The organism is Acidovorax sp. HDW3 (genome assembly GCF_011303755.1).
GTDB lineage: Bacteria > Pseudomonadota > Gammaproteobacteria > Burkholderiales > Burkholderiaceae_C > Paenacidovorax.
The window spans coordinates 876,101-891,371 of sequence record NZ_CP049885.1 but is presented as its reverse complement, the minus strand read 5'-3'; the positions used below and the strand labels follow the sequence as shown (position 1 = coordinate 891,371).

The window sequence follows — 15,271 nt, the reverse complement described above, 5'->3', positions numbered from 1 at the left end:
ACACCCCCTGATATGGACTGACCATGCCCAGCCACCCCCTCGCCCCCCTCACCTTCCCCCTGCACGGCAGCCGCCTGATCGAAGCGAGCGCCGGCACGGGCAAGACCTGGACCATTGCCGCGCTCTACCTGCGCCTGGTGCTCGGCCATGGCGGAGAAAGCGGCTTTGCCCGCCCGCTGCTGCCGCCCGACATCCTGGTGATGACCTTCACCCGCGCCGCCACGCGCGAACTGTCTGACCGCATCCGTGCCCGGCTGGTGCAGGCCGCCGCCTGCTTTCGCGGCCAGGAGGCCGTGCCCGCCAGCGACGGCTTTCTGCAAGGTCTGCTGGCCGGCTACGCCGACAGTGCCGCACGCGAGGCCGCCGCCTGGCGCCTGCAGCTGGCCGCCGAGGGCATGGACGAGGCGGCCATCCACACCATCGACGCCTGGTGCCAGCGCATGTTGCGCGAGCACGCATTTGACAGCGGCAGCCTGTTTGACGAAACCCTGGAGGCCGACGAGGACGAGCGCCGCACCCAGGCCGCGCAGGACTACTGGCGCCAGCAGGTCTATCCGCTGCAGGGCGCAGAGCTCGACGCCGTGCTGGCGCAATGGCCCACGGTGGACGACCTGGCCGCCGACATGCAAGAGCTGGTGAAAGAGCCGCTGGAATCGGCCCTGGGCACGGGCGATGCCGGGGCGCTGATTACCCAGATTGAAACCGAGCGCAGCGCGCAGCTGGCCGCGTTGGCGGCGGGTTGGGCGCAGCGCACGCAGCAGTTCGAGGACTGGCTTGACGGCGAACTGGCCCACAACAAATCCGCCTGGAACGGCAAAAAACTCCAGGCGCGCTATTACAAGCCCTGGTTTCAGGCGCTGCGCGACTGGGCCGCCGCCCCCCACGCTGATCTGGCCGAAAAAATGGCCACTGGCGCCACCCGCCTCACCCCCTCGGGCCTCGATGAAGCCCGAAGCGGCGACGTACCCACCGCCCTGCACCCGGCATCCCAAGCCCTGGCCGACCTGCTCGCTGCCCTGGCGCAAGTGCCCGCCACCGGCCCGGCCCTGCGCCAGCACGCAGCAGTGCGCGTGCAACAGCGCCTGCTCTGGCTCAAGCAGCAGGCGGGCACCTTTGGCTTTGCCGACATGCTCGCGCGCCTGAACGCGGCGCTGACCGGAGCGCGCGGCGCAGCGCTGCGCGCGGCCATCCTGGCGCAGTACCCGGTGGCGCTGGTCGATGAGTTCCAGGACACCTCGCCCGTGCAGTACCAGCTGTTCGACCACATCTACCGCACCGCCAGCAACGACGCCGCCAGCGCCCTGCTCTTGATTGGCGACCCCAAGCAATCCATCTACGGCTTTCGCGGCGCCGACATCTACAGCTACCTGCAGGCGCGCGGGGCCACCGCCGGGCGCCATTACGTGCTGGGCACCAACTACCGCTCGACAAAGGCGCTGGTCGCTGCCGTCAACCACTGGTTCACCCACGCCGAGCAGCGCCCGGGCAGCGGCGCCTTTCAGTTTCGGCAATGGCAGGACGGCGTGGCCGACAACCCCCTGCCGTTTGAGGCCGTCGCCGCCCAAGGCCGCGCCGAGCGCTTCGTCATCCAGGGCGAAGATCAACCCGCGCTGCACCTGGCCTGGCACCGGGCCGCCGATGGCGAGCCCATGAAAAACGACGACCTGCAGCAACACCTGGCGCAATGCTGCGCCGAGCAGATCGTGCAGTGGCTCGCTGAGCCCAGCGCCGGTTTTGCGCACCCGGAAAAAGGCTTTACCCGCCTCAAAGCCAGCGACATCGCCATCCTGGTGCGCAAGAAAAAAGAGGCCGACGCCGTGCGCGGCGCGCTGCAGCGCCGGGGCGTGGCCTCGGTGTACCTGTCCGATCGCGAATCGGTGCTGGCCAGCGACGAAGCGCAAGACCTGCTGCTGTGGCTGCGCGCCGTGGCCGCGCCGCTCGATCTGCGCAGCTTGCGCGCCGCACTCGCCACCCGCCTCATGGGCCTGACGCTGCCAGAGCTCGAACCCCTGGCGCACGACGACGCCCTGCTCGACGCCGCCAGCGAACAGCTGCGCCAGCTGCACGGTGTCTGGCAGCGCCAGGGCGTGCTGGCCCTGGTGCGCCAAATCCTGCACCGCTTTGGCCTGCCCGCGCGCTGGCTGCAAAACGAGGACGGCAACGGCGAGCGCCGCCTGACCAACGTGCTGCACCTGGCCGAGCTGCTGCAGAGCGCCAGCGCCGAGCTCGAAGGCGAGCACGCGCTGATCCGCTGGCTGGCCGAGCACATCAGCGCCCCCGGCGGCGAGGGCGACGAACAAACCCTGCGCCTGGAAAGCGACGCCGACCTGGTCAAAGTCGTCACCATCCACAAAAGCAAGGGGCTGGAATACCCGCTGGTGTGCATCCCCTTTGCCAGCAGCTACCAGCCCAAGGAAAAGCGCAACACCGCACTACTGCGCCTGCCGCAACCCGGCGGCGGCCACGCATTGCACCTGACCTACACCGACGAAGAACTGCAGCTGGCCGACGACGAACGCCTGCGCGAAGACCTGCGCCTGCTTTACGTCGCCCTCACCCGCGCGCGCCACGCGCTGTGGCTGGGCTGGGGGCCGCTGCGCCGGGGCACCAGCAAAGCCTGCGTGAACGAACGCAGCGCCAGCGGCTACCTGCTGGCGGGCGACGCAGCGCGCAGCCAGGCGGACTGGCTGCAGCAGCTGCAAATTTTTTGCGCCGCCGCGCCCCACACCCACTGCGCGCCCGTGCCGCCCGAAGTGCCCACCACCCGCCTGCCGCCCACGGGCGCCGCCGCGCCGCTGCAGCCCGCCCCCGCCTACGCGGCCGACTTCGACCGGCGCTGGGGCATCGCCAGCTTCTCGGCCCTGGTGCGCGACATCGCCAGCGGCCACGCCAGCGCGCCACCGCAGGCCGCGCCCGACCTGCTCCCCGCCCCCCTGCCCACGGCCCCCCTGCGCCCGGCGGACGACGAGCCGGAGGCAGCCCCCGCCGCCACCGCCGGCGCCCAGCCCTGGCAGCGCTTTCCCGCCGGGCCGCTGGTGGGCAACTTCATCCACGACCAGCTGCAATGGCTCAGCGACGAAGGCTTTGCCCTGGGCCCCGCGCAGGCTGCGCAACTGCAGCGCCGCTGCCAGCGCGCCGGCTACAGCGAGGCCCAGGCCGCCGACCTGCACGCCTGGCTGGCCGCCGCCGTGCAGCACCCGCTGGCGCCGCTGGGCGCCAGCCTGGCGCAGCTGCAGGAGGCGCCCGGCCACCAGCGCCTGGCCGAAATGGAATTCTGGCTGCCGGTGGATGAGCTACCCGCCGCCGCCATCGACGCTCTGTGTCGCCGCCACATCCTCCCCGGCCAGCCACGCCCGCCGCTGCCCGAGCGCAGCCTGCACGGCATGTTGATGGGCTTTGCCGACCTGGTTTTTGCCCACGCTGGGCGCTACTGGGTGCTGGACTACAAAACCAACCGCCTGGGGCCAAACGCCGCCAGCTACGACCGCCCGGCCTTGCAAACCGCCATGCTCGCGCACCGCTACGACGTGCAGGCACTGCTGTACCTGCTGGCCCTGCACCGCCTGCTGCGCCAGCGTCTGGGCGCGGCCTACGACCCGGCAGCGCAGCTGGGCGGCGCGCTGTACTACTTCGTGCGCGGCCTGGACGGCCCCGCCGCTAGCCTGCACACCGAGGCCGCGCCGCTGGCGCTGCTCGATGGGCTCGAGGAATTAATGCCAAAAATCGCCCCAAACGCTTATCCAGCAAGCGCCAGCAGCTATCAAAACAATGAACCCCTGGTGTCCTGAGTTGGAGGTTCGTTGAGAAACAAATCGACCGGGATCGGTGCCAGGCAAGGCGCAAACCGCAGCTATAGCCGTCGCTATGGCGAGGATTGGCGACGCTGCATGGCGCCGATATTCGGGTGATTTGTTCATCGACTTTCCAATTCAGGACACTAGAGGCCCAGCCATGAGCCGCCACGGCCATACCGCCAGCGGCGCGCCTCCACCCTTCACCCCGCAAACCGCCCCTCGCGCTATTGAGTGGTTTCGCTTTTCGCCATCAACCCGGTAGCCAACGAGTCCCAGAGCGGCTACTTGATGGAAACCTATGGTGCGCTGTACTACTTCGGCGCCGAACATCCTCGGCTTGACCGACTGGGAGGCCCTGCCGGCCCGAAGCACAGGGCTTGTGCCCTGCATCAAAAATGCTAAACTTATCTAACAAATTTTAGATAAATGTTTACGTTTATGGCTCGGCGCATCCTTTCCCCCTCTGAAGCCTTCGATCTACGGCAGACCCTGCATGTAGCGACGCTGCAGGCGCTGATGTCATCCCGCCGCTGGACTGCCGGCGACCTGGTGTTCCAGGGGGGCACCAGCTTGCACCTGGCGCATGGTTCGCCACGGCTCTCCGAGGATCTGGATTTCCTCGTCAAGTCCTCGCTCAAGCTGAACACCATCGAGTCTGCCGTACTACAGCGGCTGCAGTACAACTTGGCGCTCCCTGAAGGGGCGTCAGTGTCCGTCAAGCCAGCCAAAGACGGCCGCAATCCCCACTCTTTCATGGTCGTCGTCGGAGGCGAAAACCTCATCGGCGGCGTCCACGTGAAGGTGGAGCTGTGGAAAACTGAAGACCACGCCCTTGGGGAGGTGGGCGTGACGGTTGCGCCAGTGCGCATCTTGAATGGGGCCAATGCCGGTCTGCAAACGTTTGTCCCGACAGCGGAACTGTCCGAGATTTATGCCGACAAGGTCTTTGCGCTGGCAGCGCGCAGCTACCTCAAGCCGCGTGATGTGTTCGATCTGCACTGGCTCATTCGACACCATGCGATCGAAAGCGTTACGCAGGAAAAGCTGAGCGTCAGGCTGCTCACCTACCCGAACGAGACCGCTCAAGGCTGGCTTGAAAAGTCCTTCGGCCGCAGGGCCGAGCTGCGGGATGCAGCCCCGGCCATCGCCAAAGATCTGCGGCGCTGGCTGCCTCCGACCTGGCCGATGGATGCGCATCTGGCTGGAGAGATGGCCAGTTCTGCAATCCTCGCACTGGACCAAGGCATTGACGTGATGCGCACCCTTGCTGTGCAGCACGAAAACGATGGGTATCGCCGATGACCCCGTACATCTCGGCGCACGAAAGACTGCGCTCCCTGCCCGAGCTCTTCCGTGGCAGCGACCTCACGGTAAGGCATGGGTTCGATTCAAAGACCGCTTCGCAGTACCTCTACCTCTGGAAGGAGCGGGAGCTTGTGGCGCCCCTGGGCGGGCACAGCGATGTCTATGCCAACCTGGTGCGAAACCCGCAGCCACAATGGGAGCGCGCTGTTCTCATGGCAATGCCCTCTGCTGTGCTGGTGGGCATTGAGGTTCTGCGCCGGGCCGGCTGGACCACCCAGATTCCGTCACGCCCACAGGTGGCCGTGAACGCCAGCCAGCGGCGCTATCGCGTCAACCCCTACGAGATGGATTTTCGGGGTGCCAAGTGGTTCAAGCAGGCTGCGCAGGGCATCGTTCGCCACGCGAAGGAGGTTCTGCCATCACTGCATCCCGCCTGGGCATTGGCTGACCTCCTGCGTGACCAGGAATGGGGGGAGATGGGCTTGCACCCCGACGATATTGAATGGGGGGCGCTGGACGAAGCCGCTCAAGAGCAGTGGAACCAAGCGTGCCAGGCCTACGGCATGACCGCCGAGCCACTGGGTAAATTTATCGCCTACTCACGATGATGGTGGTGAGCTCAGCCTCAATGAAAGACGCTATTTTTGTGTTGCGAAACTTTGCTGCCTCGTTTATCTTTGGGGCGGTGTTGAATCAAGGAGCTTGATATGTGTCAAGTCCCGCCTGTTTGTAAACACGCTTCTTGAACAATTCCGGTTTTTTTGCATACCAATCCTTCAACGCCTGAACGGGTGAAACGTGCTTGAGTGCACGCTGTGGAATCTGGTGGTTGTAGGTTTTGACGTAGTTCATCAATGTGGCCTCCAGCTGCGCTGCGGATGCAAAGCGCGTTTGCCTGACGATTTCGCTGATACGCCCGTTGAAACGCTCCACCATGCCGTTGGTCTGCGGGTGACGCGGCGGACACAGCCGGTGCTCAATGCCCAACGCCTTGCAGCGCATATCGAACTTGTGCCGCCCGCTGGGTTCGCGTTTTTTGTTCGTGAACCGATCCGTGAACTGACTGCCGTTGTCGGTGAGTAGTTTGACGATCTTCATGGGCGCTGCACGCTCCAGACGCTCCAGGAAGTCCACGCTGGAGTCCTCGCTCTGGTCGGCATAGATGTGCATGAACACCCAGCGCGTTGCCCGGTCTATGGCCACGAACAGATAGCGCCGCTGGCGCTCGTCGGGCATCTGCGGCAGGTATTTGATGTCCACATGCACAAAGCCTGGTTCATAGTCCTTGAAGGTCTTGACGGGCTTGTCAGCAGTGCCTGCGTCGGCCTGGGCCTGGGCCTGAAGTTCACGCAAACTGGAGACACCGTGGCGGCGCAAGCAACGATCCAGACCTGCACGGGAGACCTGCGGGTTCACAAACTCTCGCACCACCGCCAGCAGGTCATCCAGGGGCAGAAACAGCAGGCGGCGCAGCTCCACAGCGATGGCCTCTTGCACGGGCGAGAGCGTGGTATGCAGCGTGTGCGGACGGTGCGAGAGATCATCCGGGCTGTCTCGGTGCTTCCATTTGCGTGCTGTCGCACGGTTGATGTTGTAGCGATCGGCCAGCTCTGCAATCGATGCTGACGAAGCTTTAATCTCGGCTCTCGTACGCGGTGTGGTTCGTGCTTGCGCGTGCACTTGGCTCATGTCGATTGCTCCTGTTTGAAGGATTCCACCACGTTGCGCATTACCTCTCTTGCTTGGAAGAATGCCCAACTCCTGTGTGGCATATGATCATACGAGACTGGACAGCACAGGCAACATCAGGCGCCATCACCAGGCCCATGTCGTTCTCTTTGCGCCTGCCAGCGCCGAGCGACTGCGCACTTACTTCGCCCCGGCCTCGCTCGGGCGCGCCATGGCCTGATGGCTCTGGCGCACGAGCATGACCGGCACCGTGGCCAACCGCACCACCTGCTCGGCATCGCTGCCCATCATCACGCGGTCGATGCCACGGCGGCCATGGGTGCCCAGGACGACCAGGTCGCAGCGCGCGGCGTCGGCCTGTTGGACGATGAGGGTTGATGCACGCTCACCCTTGCTCTCGAGCAAAACGGTCTCCACCGCGATGCCATCCTGGCGCAGGCGCTGCGCAGCCTGGTCCAGCAATGCCTGGCCGGCAGCCAGGAAGCCGGGCCGGACTTCCTCGATGTAGACCTTGGGTCGTTCAAAGCCGTTGGCGTGCTTGAGCTCCTCGATCACGTGCAACAGGACGATGGTCGCGCCGCTCATGCGCGCGAGGACGGCCGCATGATCGAGGGCATGGTGGGCGGTCGCACTGTGGTCGAGCGGCACCAGAAGTTTTGAGTACATGGCATTGTTCCCGTAGGTCAGGTTGAGCGAGGCAGATGTGCTGTTCCATGGTCAGGCCATCTGCGCGATGGTTTTGCGAAAGCGCTGCAGCGACAGCGCGAACAGCACGCCGCCGATCAGCGCCAGCGCCACGAACTGCGGCCACACCACGTCCAGCCCGGCGCCACGGAACAGGATGGCCTGCCCCAGCTTGACGAAGTGCGTGGTCGGCGCCAGCAGCATGATGTGCTGCACCAGCTCGGGCATGCTCTCGCGCGGGGAGCTGCCGCCCGAGAGCATCTGCAGCGGCAGGATGATCAGGATCATCAACATGCCGAACTGCGGCATGTTGCGCGCCACCGTGGCCATGAAGATGCCCATGGCGGTCGTGGCAAATACGCACAGCGCCGCGCCCGCAAAAAACAGCGGCAGCGAGCCGGCCACCGGCACGTGCAGCAACCCGCGCACGACGAAGGTGATCGACACCCAGCACGCCAGCAGCACCACGAGCCCCATGGACCAGACCTTGGCCAGCATGATCTGCGCGGGCGTCACCGGCATGACCAGCAGGTGCTCGATGGTGCCGTGCTCGCGCTCGCGGATCAGCGCCGCGCCGGCCAGGACGATGGACAGCATGGTGATGTAGTCGATGACCTCCACCAGGCTGCCGAACCAGGACGGCTGCAGCGCGGGATTGAAGCGCGCGCGCAGGGCCAGATCCACCGGCGGGACGGCGCTGGCCCGGTAGCGCTGGGCGAATTCACCGATCTCGCCCATGACGATCTACTGCACGTAGCCGCTGCCCGTGAAGGCCTGGCTCATGCGCGTGGCGTCCACGTTGAGCTGGATCTGGGGTGAGCGGCCCGCCAGCAGGTCGCGCTGGAAGTTGCGCGGAATCACCATCACGAAGGTGTACAGCCCCGCGTCCATGCCGCGATCCATCTGCGACCAGGCGATCATCTGCGGCTTGCTGAATTGCGGCGGATACAGGGCCGAGACCATGCGCTGCGACAGCGGCGACTGGTCCTCGTCCACGATCGCGATGGACGCGTTGTTCAGCGTCTCGGGCATGGCCGTGGCGCCGGTGTACACGCCCAGGGTGAACACAAAGGCGATCAGCACCAGCATGGTTGGGTCGCGCCGCAGGCTCCACAGCTCCTTGATGCCCAGGCGGTAGATGTTGGAGAGGAATTGGCGCATGTCAGTGGCGCCCGGCCGCCCGAAGGCACTGACCGCCCCCTCGGGGGGCAGGAGCGAAGCGACGTGGGGGTTTCTTCATACTAGCGCTCCTGTTTGCGCAGCAGCAGGATCGAGGCGCCCACGATGAGCGGCGCGGCGATCAGCATGGGAAGGAGCGAGGCGCCCAGGTCGCCGAAGTGCAGCGCCTTGTTGAACACCCCCCGGCTGACATCGATCATGTGGGTGGCCGGGTAGATCTGGCCCAGCACGCGCGCACCGCCCTGCAGCGAGGAGACCGGGTCGTTCATTCCGGAGAACTGCATGGCCGGCATGACCGTGCCGATCATGGCGAAAAACATCGCCGCGACCTGGCTTTTGGTGATGCTCGACGCCAGCAGGCCCAAGCCGGTGGAACAGAAGCTGAAGACCACCGCAGCGAGCAACAGGGTGGTAAAGCTGCCCTTGACCGGAACCCCGAAGACGGTCACGGACAGCAGCGCCATGAGCAGGAAGTTCAGCACGGCCAGCGCCACATAGGGCAGTTGCTTGCCCAGCAGGAACTCTGTGCGCGTGACCGGCGTGACGTACAGGTTGATGATCGAGCCGGTCTCCTTCTCGCGCACCACGGCCAGCGCCGTGAGCATGGCCGGCAGCATCAGCAGCACCAGGGGCACGACCGCCGGCACCATCGCCGGCAGGCTCTTGACGTCCGGGTTGTAGCGAAAGCGCGTTTCGATGCCGGCCAGCCCGGCCGCTGGGCCGTTGCTGCGCGCGGTGGCCTGCTCGGTCAGCCAGTGCTGGTGGATGCCCTGTACGTAGCCCATGACGGTCTCGGCCCTGGATGGCATGGCGCCGTCGATCCAGGCGCCGATCACCACCTCGCGCGCGCGCAGCACGTCACGGCCAAAGCCTGGCGGGATCTCCAGCGCCAGGCTCAGCTCGCCGCTGGCCAGGCGGCGATCCATGTCCGCGTAATCGGTGATCGGCGGCTGCTCCACGAAGTAGCGCGAGCCGGACAGGCTCAGCTTGTAGCTCTCGCTCAAACTGGACTGATCCCGATCCAGCACGGCATAGCTCAGATCGTTCACGTCCATGTTGATGCCGTAGCCCATCACGAGCATCAGGATCAGCGAGCCTGCGAATGCCAATGTGGCACGCACCGGATCGCGCTGCAGCTCCAGCGACTCGCGCCACAGGTAGCTGACCAGGCGCTGCAGGCTGAAGCGGCTGCGCCGACGGTGCGCGGGGACAGCCTGCTGCAGAGCTGGCGCTGCGGCAACGGCGGGCGCCTCGGCCTTCGGCGCGCCGCCGCCGGCCTCGATCAGGTAGCCGATGAACGCCTCTTCCAAATTCTGCGCACCGCGCTTCTCCACCAGCTTTGCGGGTACGTCGCTGTCGAGCACCTTGCCCGCGTGCATCATCGACATGCGGTCGCAGCGTTCGGCCTCGTTCATGAAGTGGGTGGAGATGAAGATCGTCACCTTGTCGCGGCGCGAGAGTTCCACCAGCAGCCGCCAGAAGGCGTCGCGCGCGACCGGGTCCACGCCCGAGGTCGGCTCGTCCAGGATCAGCAGTTCGGGCTTGTGCACCATCGCCACGGCCAGCGACAGGCGCTGGCGCAGGCCCAGCGGCAGGCTCGCGGGCAGGCTGTCCCGCACCCCGGCAAGATCGAAGCGTTGCTCCATCTCGGCCACCCGCTCGGGAATTGCGTCCTCGGGCACCTGGAACAAACGCGCGTGCAGCGCCAGGTTCTGCCGCACCGTCAGCTCGCCATAGAGCGAGAAGGCCTGCGACATGTAGCCCACGCGGCGGCGGGTGGCGATGTCCTTCGGGTTCACCTCATGGCCGAACAGCCAGGCCCTGCCCTCGCTGGCTTCGAGCAGCCCCGTGAGCATCTTCATCGTCGTGCTCTTGCCGCAGCCGTTGGAGCCGAGGAAGCCAAAAATCTCGCCGCGACGGATGCGGAACGACACGTGATCGACCGCGACGAAATCGCCGAAGCGCATCGTCAAATCCTGCGCCTCGATGGCGATGTCGTCCTCTGCCGCCTGCAGCGGCGGAATCTCGACCGCCGCATGGCCGCGCTTCTTGTCCTCGGGCAGCAGCGCGATGAAGGCGGCCTCCAGCGAGGCGCTGCCGGTGCGCGCCAGCAACTCGGCAGGCGTGCCGGTGGCCAGCACCTGGCCGTCGTCCATGGCCACCAGCCAGTCGAAGCGCTGGGCCTCGTCCATGTAGGCCGTGGCAACAATCACGCTCATGCCCGGCCGATCCTGGCGGATGCGCGCGATCAGGTCCCAGAACTGCGCGCGCGCCAGCGGGTCCACGCCCGTGGTCGGCTCGTCCAGGATCAGCAGATCCGGGTCGTGGATCAGCGCGCAGCACAGGCCCAGCTTCTGCTTCATGCCGCCGGAGAGCTTTCCCGCTGGCCGACTGAGGAACTTGTGCAGGCCCGTGGCGTGGGTGAGGTCGTCGATGCGCCGGCGCCGTTCGGCGGCGTCGTGGCCGAACAGGCGTGCGAAGAACTGCAGGTTCTCCTCTACCGAGAGCGTCGGGTACAGGTTCTTGCCCAAGCCCTGCGGCATGTAGGCGATGCGCGGGCAAACGGCGTCGCGGTGGCGGCGGCTGGCCATGTCGCCGCCCAGCACCTGCACGCGGCCTCCACCTTGCCTGGTTTGCACCGCGCGCGCGCCAGCCACCAGCGACAGCAGGCTGGACTTGCCCACGCCGTCCGGCCCGATCAGGCCCACCATGCAGCCCGATGGCACCCCCAGCGTGATGCCGGCCAGGGCCTGCACCTTGCCGTAGTGCAGGCGCACCTGCTCCAGGCGCACGACCTCGGGCGCTGGGGAGGCCTGCATCATGGCCGCGCTTTCAACGCCAGGCGGGCCGGCCATTCCTGCGCAGGATCGAGGCGCACCCAGGCCTCGCCCGGCAGGCCGGTCTTGACGTGCTCCGGGTGCTCACGCAGCAGTTCGCGGTCGATCTTCGCCCGCACCCGAAACATCAGCTTCTCGGGCTCGCTGGCCGTCTCCACCGTCTTGGGCGTGAACTGCGCCGCGCTGGCGATGAAGGAAACCTTGGCCGGAATCACATAGCCCGGCACCGCGTCCAGCACGATGCGCACTTCCGAGCCGAGCGCGAGACAGCCAACCGCCTCGGTGGGCAGGAAGAAGGTCATGTACACGTCCGACAGATCGATCATGTTCAGCACCCGCCCGCGCCCAGCACCTCGCCGGGCTGCGCCACGCGGAACTGCACGCGGCCATCGCGCGGTGCCTTGAGCTGGCTGTCGTCGATCTCGGCCTGGATGCGCTCCAGCGTGGCATCGACGGCCTCGACCTGGGACTGCGCGCCGACAATCTGCGTGCGTGCGGCGGCAATGGACGCATCGGCCGACGCCACCTGCGCCTGGGCAGCGGCCACGGAGGCCTCGGCGCTTTCCGTGCGGGCACGGTCATCGTCCAGGGTCTGGGTGGAGGTAGCCCCTTCCTTGACCAGCGTCTCGGAGCGTGCCAGCCGGCGCTGGGCCGCGTTGCGTTCCGCCTCGGCGCGGCGCACCTGTGCGATCAGGGCGGTCTTGTCGCTCAGGCGCATGGCCCATTGCGCCTGGGCGCTGGCCACGCCATGGACCGCCTGCTGCCGCTGTGCTTTGGCTTCGCGCAGTTGCACCTCCAGCGTCTGCACCTGCATGGTCGCGAGAACCTGGCCAGCCTTCACGAAGGCCCTTTCCTCGACCAGGATGTCGCCTACCCGGCCGGCCAGTTTCGTGGCGACGTCCACCTCCGTGGCTTCGATGCGGCCATTGCCGCTGATGAAGGCCTGGTTCTCACTGCCAGCGGAGAACCACTGCCAGGCGTACCAGCCGGCCAGGGCCAGCACGGCCACGACGACGATTGGAATTAACTTGTTCTTGAGGGAGAGGGCCATGGTGTTCAACGCGCGAAGGAAGTGGGTGGAACGGACGGCGAAGGCAGCTGTTCTGAACCGGATCCATTTCCCAATGCCTTGTTCACCGTGATGAAGCGCGCTGCCAGCCTGCCCTGGTTGGCGGCCAGATCCCGACGGGCCTGCAGATAGCTGCGCTGGCTGTCGAGCACGGCGGTGTAGTCGGTGGCGCCGCCGTCGTAGCGCGCCTGGGCAAGCTGGTAGGCATCGCTGGCCGCGTCGCTGCGGGCTTGGAGCTCCTGCGCCTGTTGTTGTTCAGCGCTGTAGGCGGACAGCGCATCGTCGATCTCCTGCCAGGCTTTGAGCACGGTTTTCTGGTAGTTCACCGCCGCTTCCTGTTGTTGCAGTTCGCGCAATTGCACGGTGGCTGTGCGCCGGCCGTGGTCGAAGATCGGCAGGTTGAGGCTGGGGCCGACCGACCAGGTGCGGCTGCCCCAGTCGGCAAATTCGCCGGAAAGATAGGACTCGAAGCCGAACTTCGCGCCCAGCCGGATGCTGGGGTACAGATTGGCCTGGGCGATGCCGATGTTGGCGGTGGCGCTGTGCAGGCGCGCTTCGGCGGCGCGGATGTCGGGGCGGCGCTGCGCCACTTCCGAGGGCAGGCCGAGGGCCAGATCGGGCAGCGCCGTCCTGGCGTCGGTATCGCGCGGCGCCAGTTCGGCCTGCAGCGCGCCGGGGCGCTCGCCCAGCAGCAGGGCGATCTGGTTGACGCTGGCGGCTTCTTGCGCCAGCAGCGGCGGCAACTGCGCCTTGAGCGCGGCCAGTTCGGTGCGCTGGCGTTGCAAATCGGTGTGGTTGAGCACACCGCCCTCGACCCGCGCTTGCAGCAGCGCGGCGCGGTCTTCCAGCGCGGCGATGTCCTCGCGCATCAAGCGAGTCTGCCGCTGGGCGGTGCGCAGCTCGAAGTAGTGGCGCGCCACGTCGCTGGCCAGGCTGAGGCGGGCCAGGTCCAGCAGCGCAGCCTGTTGGCCGACATCGGCGTCGGCGGCCTCCACCGAGCGGCTTACGCGGCCCCACAAATCCAGCTCCCACGAAGCGTCGAACCCCGCCTGGTACAGCGTGAAGGGCTCGGCCAGCAGCTCGGTCACGCCCGGGCCGGCCCCCATGATGCCGATGGTGCGCGTGCTGGCACCGCTCTCGCTCTGGCGCTGGCGGCTGGCACCCGCGCTGGCGTTCACTTCCGGCCCGCGCTGCGCGGCGACGGTGGTGCGCTGGCTGCGCGATTGGGCAAAGCGCAGCGCGGCGGTGCGCAGGTCGGGGCTGTTGTCGAAGGCGCGCTGCTGCAGCGCATTCAGGGTGGTGTCATTGAACGCCTGCCACCACGGGCTCGGCAGCGCCTGCGCGGCTTCGGGCGGGATGTGCAGCGCGGCATCGCCGCTGCGCCAGCTTGTCCAGTCATCGGGCGCGGGGGGCACCGGCTTAACAAAATTCGGACCGACGGCGGCGCAACCGGCCAGAACGATCGAGGCGATGGCAATGACCAGCGGTGCAAGGCGATGGGCCATGGCGGTGATTCCTTTTATGGGTTGAATTGGCCTCTAGCGCTTATGCAGCAAGCGCAAGCAGCTATGTTTTTGATAGTCATGACAAGCGGTTGCGGAACAGCCAGGCCGCCAGCGGCAGCGTGGTGGCGGCCAGCACCAGCAGGGGGATGAATTGGCGCCAGATGTCGATCAGGCCCGCGCCTTCCAGATAGACACGGCGCACGATGTCCATGCCGAAGCGCAGCGGATTGGCGTAGGTGGCGAGCTGCAGCACCTCGGGCATGTTGCGCACGGGCGTGAACAGGCCCGAGAGCAGCATCAGCGGCATGATCAGCAGGAAGGTGTAGAGCATCGCCTGCTGCATGGTCAGCGACAGGGCGGAGATGGAGAGGCCCACGCCCACGGAGGCGACGGTGAAGACGATCAGCCCGAAGTAGAGCAGCCCCACCGAGCCCTGCATCGGAATCTCGAACCAGAAACGGATGATCAGGAAGATGATGCTGGACTGCAGCAGCCCGATCAGGATGGAGGGCAGCGCCTTGCCGATCAGGATCTGCATCGGCGTGAGCGGCGTCACCAGCAACTGATCAAAAGTGCCTTGTTCGCGTTCGCGCGCCACCGACAGCGCCGCCAGCATCAGGGTTTGCAACATGCTCAGCGCGGCAATCAGCCCCGGCATCATGTTCCAGCGCGATTCCAGATTGGGGTTGAACCAGGCGCGCCGCTCCACCCGAATGCCTGCGGCCCCTGGAGCCCCCGGGGTGGCCAGCGAGGCGTTGTAGGCGGCCACGATGGCGGCGACGTGGCTGGCGGCAGAGCCTGCCGTCGAGGAATTGCGCCCGTCCAGAATGAGCTGCAGCGGTGCAGCCTGGCCAGCGCTCAGCCGCGCCGCGAAGTCCGGCGGGATGCTGAGCACCAGCAAGGCCTGCTCGGCATCGACCACATCGGCAATCTGCTGCGGCGAGGTGAGCGTGGCCGTGCGCACGAACACGCCGGTGCCATCGAGCCGTGCCAGCAGCTCGGTCGATACCGCACTGCGGCTCTGGTCCAGCACGGCATAGGGCACGTGCGTGAGGTCATAGGTGGCACCGTAGCCGTACAGCAGCGCCTGCAGGAAGGCGGGGACAATCAGCAGTGCCCGGCTGGCAGGCTCCTTGATGAGCGCAAGGAGCTCTTTTCGCACCAGGGCGATGATCTGGGAGAGTGTGGCAAGGAAGGTAGCCATGGGTG

Annotated in this window: 8 protein-coding genes and 2 pseudogenes; 3 read left to right on the top strand and 7 right to left on the bottom strand. The window is 66.5% G+C overall.

Translation table 11 applies throughout. From position 1 onward, the window contains the following. Nucleotides 1-23: 23 nt before the first annotated feature. The 3 genes from recB to G7045_RS03945 all read left to right on the top strand — a co-directional run bounded on the left by recB (nt 24) and on the right by G7045_RS03945 (nt 5,707). Nucleotides 24-3,788 carry an exodeoxyribonuclease V subunit beta gene (gene recB, locus G7045_RS03955; RefSeq protein ID WP_166157622.1) on the top strand — a complete coding sequence of 1,255 codons (3,765 nt, stop codon included), beginning with the start codon at nt 24-26 and terminating at the stop codon, nt 3,786-3,788. A gap of 432 nt (nt 3,789-4,220) precedes the next feature. Next, a complete protein-coding gene (locus G7045_RS03950; RefSeq protein ID WP_166157619.1) occupies nt 4,221-5,096 on the top strand; it encodes a nucleotidyl transferase AbiEii/AbiGii toxin family protein in 876 nt (291 codons plus the stop codon). Further along, nucleotides 5,093-5,707 (top strand): hypothetical protein, encoded by a 615-nt coding sequence (locus G7045_RS03945; RefSeq protein WP_166157616.1) that lies wholly within the window; start codon nt 5,093-5,095, stop codon nt 5,705-5,707. Before G7045_RS03950 ends, G7045_RS03945 begins: the two co-directional genes overlap by 4 nt. An 85-nt stretch (nt 5,708-5,792) precedes the next feature. Here the strand turns inward: G7045_RS03945 and G7045_RS03940 are convergent, their stop codons facing one another. The 7 genes and pseudogenes from G7045_RS03940 to G7045_RS03910 all read right to left on the bottom strand — a co-directional run bounded on the left by G7045_RS03940 (nt 5,793) and on the right by G7045_RS03910 (nt 15,266). Further along, complete coding sequence (locus G7045_RS03940; RefSeq protein WP_166157613.1) at nt 5,793-6,788, bottom strand: IS481 family transposase; 996 nt, start codon at nt 6,786-6,788, stop codon at nt 5,793-5,795. 180 nt (nt 6,789-6,968) lie between these two features. Next, entirely contained in the window at nt 6,969-7,454 is a 486-nt protein-coding gene (locus G7045_RS03935) for a universal stress protein (protein ID WP_166157610.1), read from the bottom strand. A gap of 51 nt (nt 7,455-7,505) precedes the next feature. Beyond that, nucleotides 7,506-8,633: pseudogene (locus G7045_RS03930) on the bottom strand (ABC transporter permease). An 80-nt stretch (nt 8,634-8,713) separates the two neighbouring features. Further along, nucleotides 8,714-11,473, bottom strand: a complete 2,760-nt coding sequence (rbbA, locus tag G7045_RS03925) for a ribosome-associated ATPase/putative transporter RbbA (protein WP_205737203.1) — start codon at nt 11,471-11,473, stop codon at nt 8,714-8,716. Continuing rightward, a pseudogene (locus tag G7045_RS03920) lies at nt 11,470-12,539 on the bottom strand (HlyD family secretion protein). Before G7045_RS03920 ends, rbbA begins: the two are co-directional and overlap by 4 nt. Nucleotides 12,540-12,544: 5 nt before the next feature. Then, nucleotides 12,545-14,062, bottom strand: coding sequence for an efflux transporter outer membrane subunit (locus G7045_RS03915; RefSeq protein WP_166157604.1), 1,518 nt, complete (start codon nt 14,060-14,062; stop codon nt 12,545-12,547). Nucleotides 14,063-14,138: 76 nt separating this feature from the next. Beyond that, on the bottom strand, nt 14,139-15,266 hold the full coding sequence (locus G7045_RS03910) for an ABC transporter permease (RefSeq protein WP_166157600.1): 1,128 nt from the start codon (nt 15,264-15,266) through the stop codon (nt 14,139-14,141). Nucleotides 15,267-15,271: the final 5 nt, after the last annotated feature.

Bases quoted from the DNA above. Each gene is read 5' to 3' on its own strand.
- recB (WP_166157622.1), top strand. From the start codon at position 24: ATGCCCAGCCACCCCCTCGCCCCCCTCACCTTCCCCCTGCACGGCAGC.
- G7045_RS03950 (WP_166157619.1), top strand. From the start codon at position 4,221: ATGTTTACGTTTATGGCTCGGCGCATCCTTTCCCCCTCTGAAGCCTTC.
- G7045_RS03945 (WP_166157616.1), top strand. From the start codon at position 5,093: ATGACCCCGTACATCTCGGCGCACGAAAGACTGCGCTCCCTGCCCGAG.
- G7045_RS03940 (WP_166157613.1), bottom strand. From the start codon at position 6,788: ATGAGCCAAGTGCACGCGCAAGCACGAACCACACCGCGTACGAGAGCC.
- G7045_RS03935 (WP_166157610.1), bottom strand. From the start codon at position 7,454: ATGTACTCAAAACTTCTGGTGCCGCTCGACCACAGTGCGACCGCCCAC.
- rbbA (WP_205737203.1), bottom strand. From the start codon at position 11,473: ATGATGCAGGCCTCCCCAGCGCCCGAGGTCGTGCGCCTGGAGCAGGTG.
- G7045_RS03915 (WP_166157604.1), bottom strand. From the start codon at position 14,062: ATGGCCCATCGCCTTGCACCGCTGGTCATTGCCATCGCCTCGATCGTT.
- G7045_RS03910 (WP_166157600.1), bottom strand. From the start codon at position 15,266: ATGGCTACCTTCCTTGCCACACTCTCCCAGATCATCGCCCTGGTGCGA.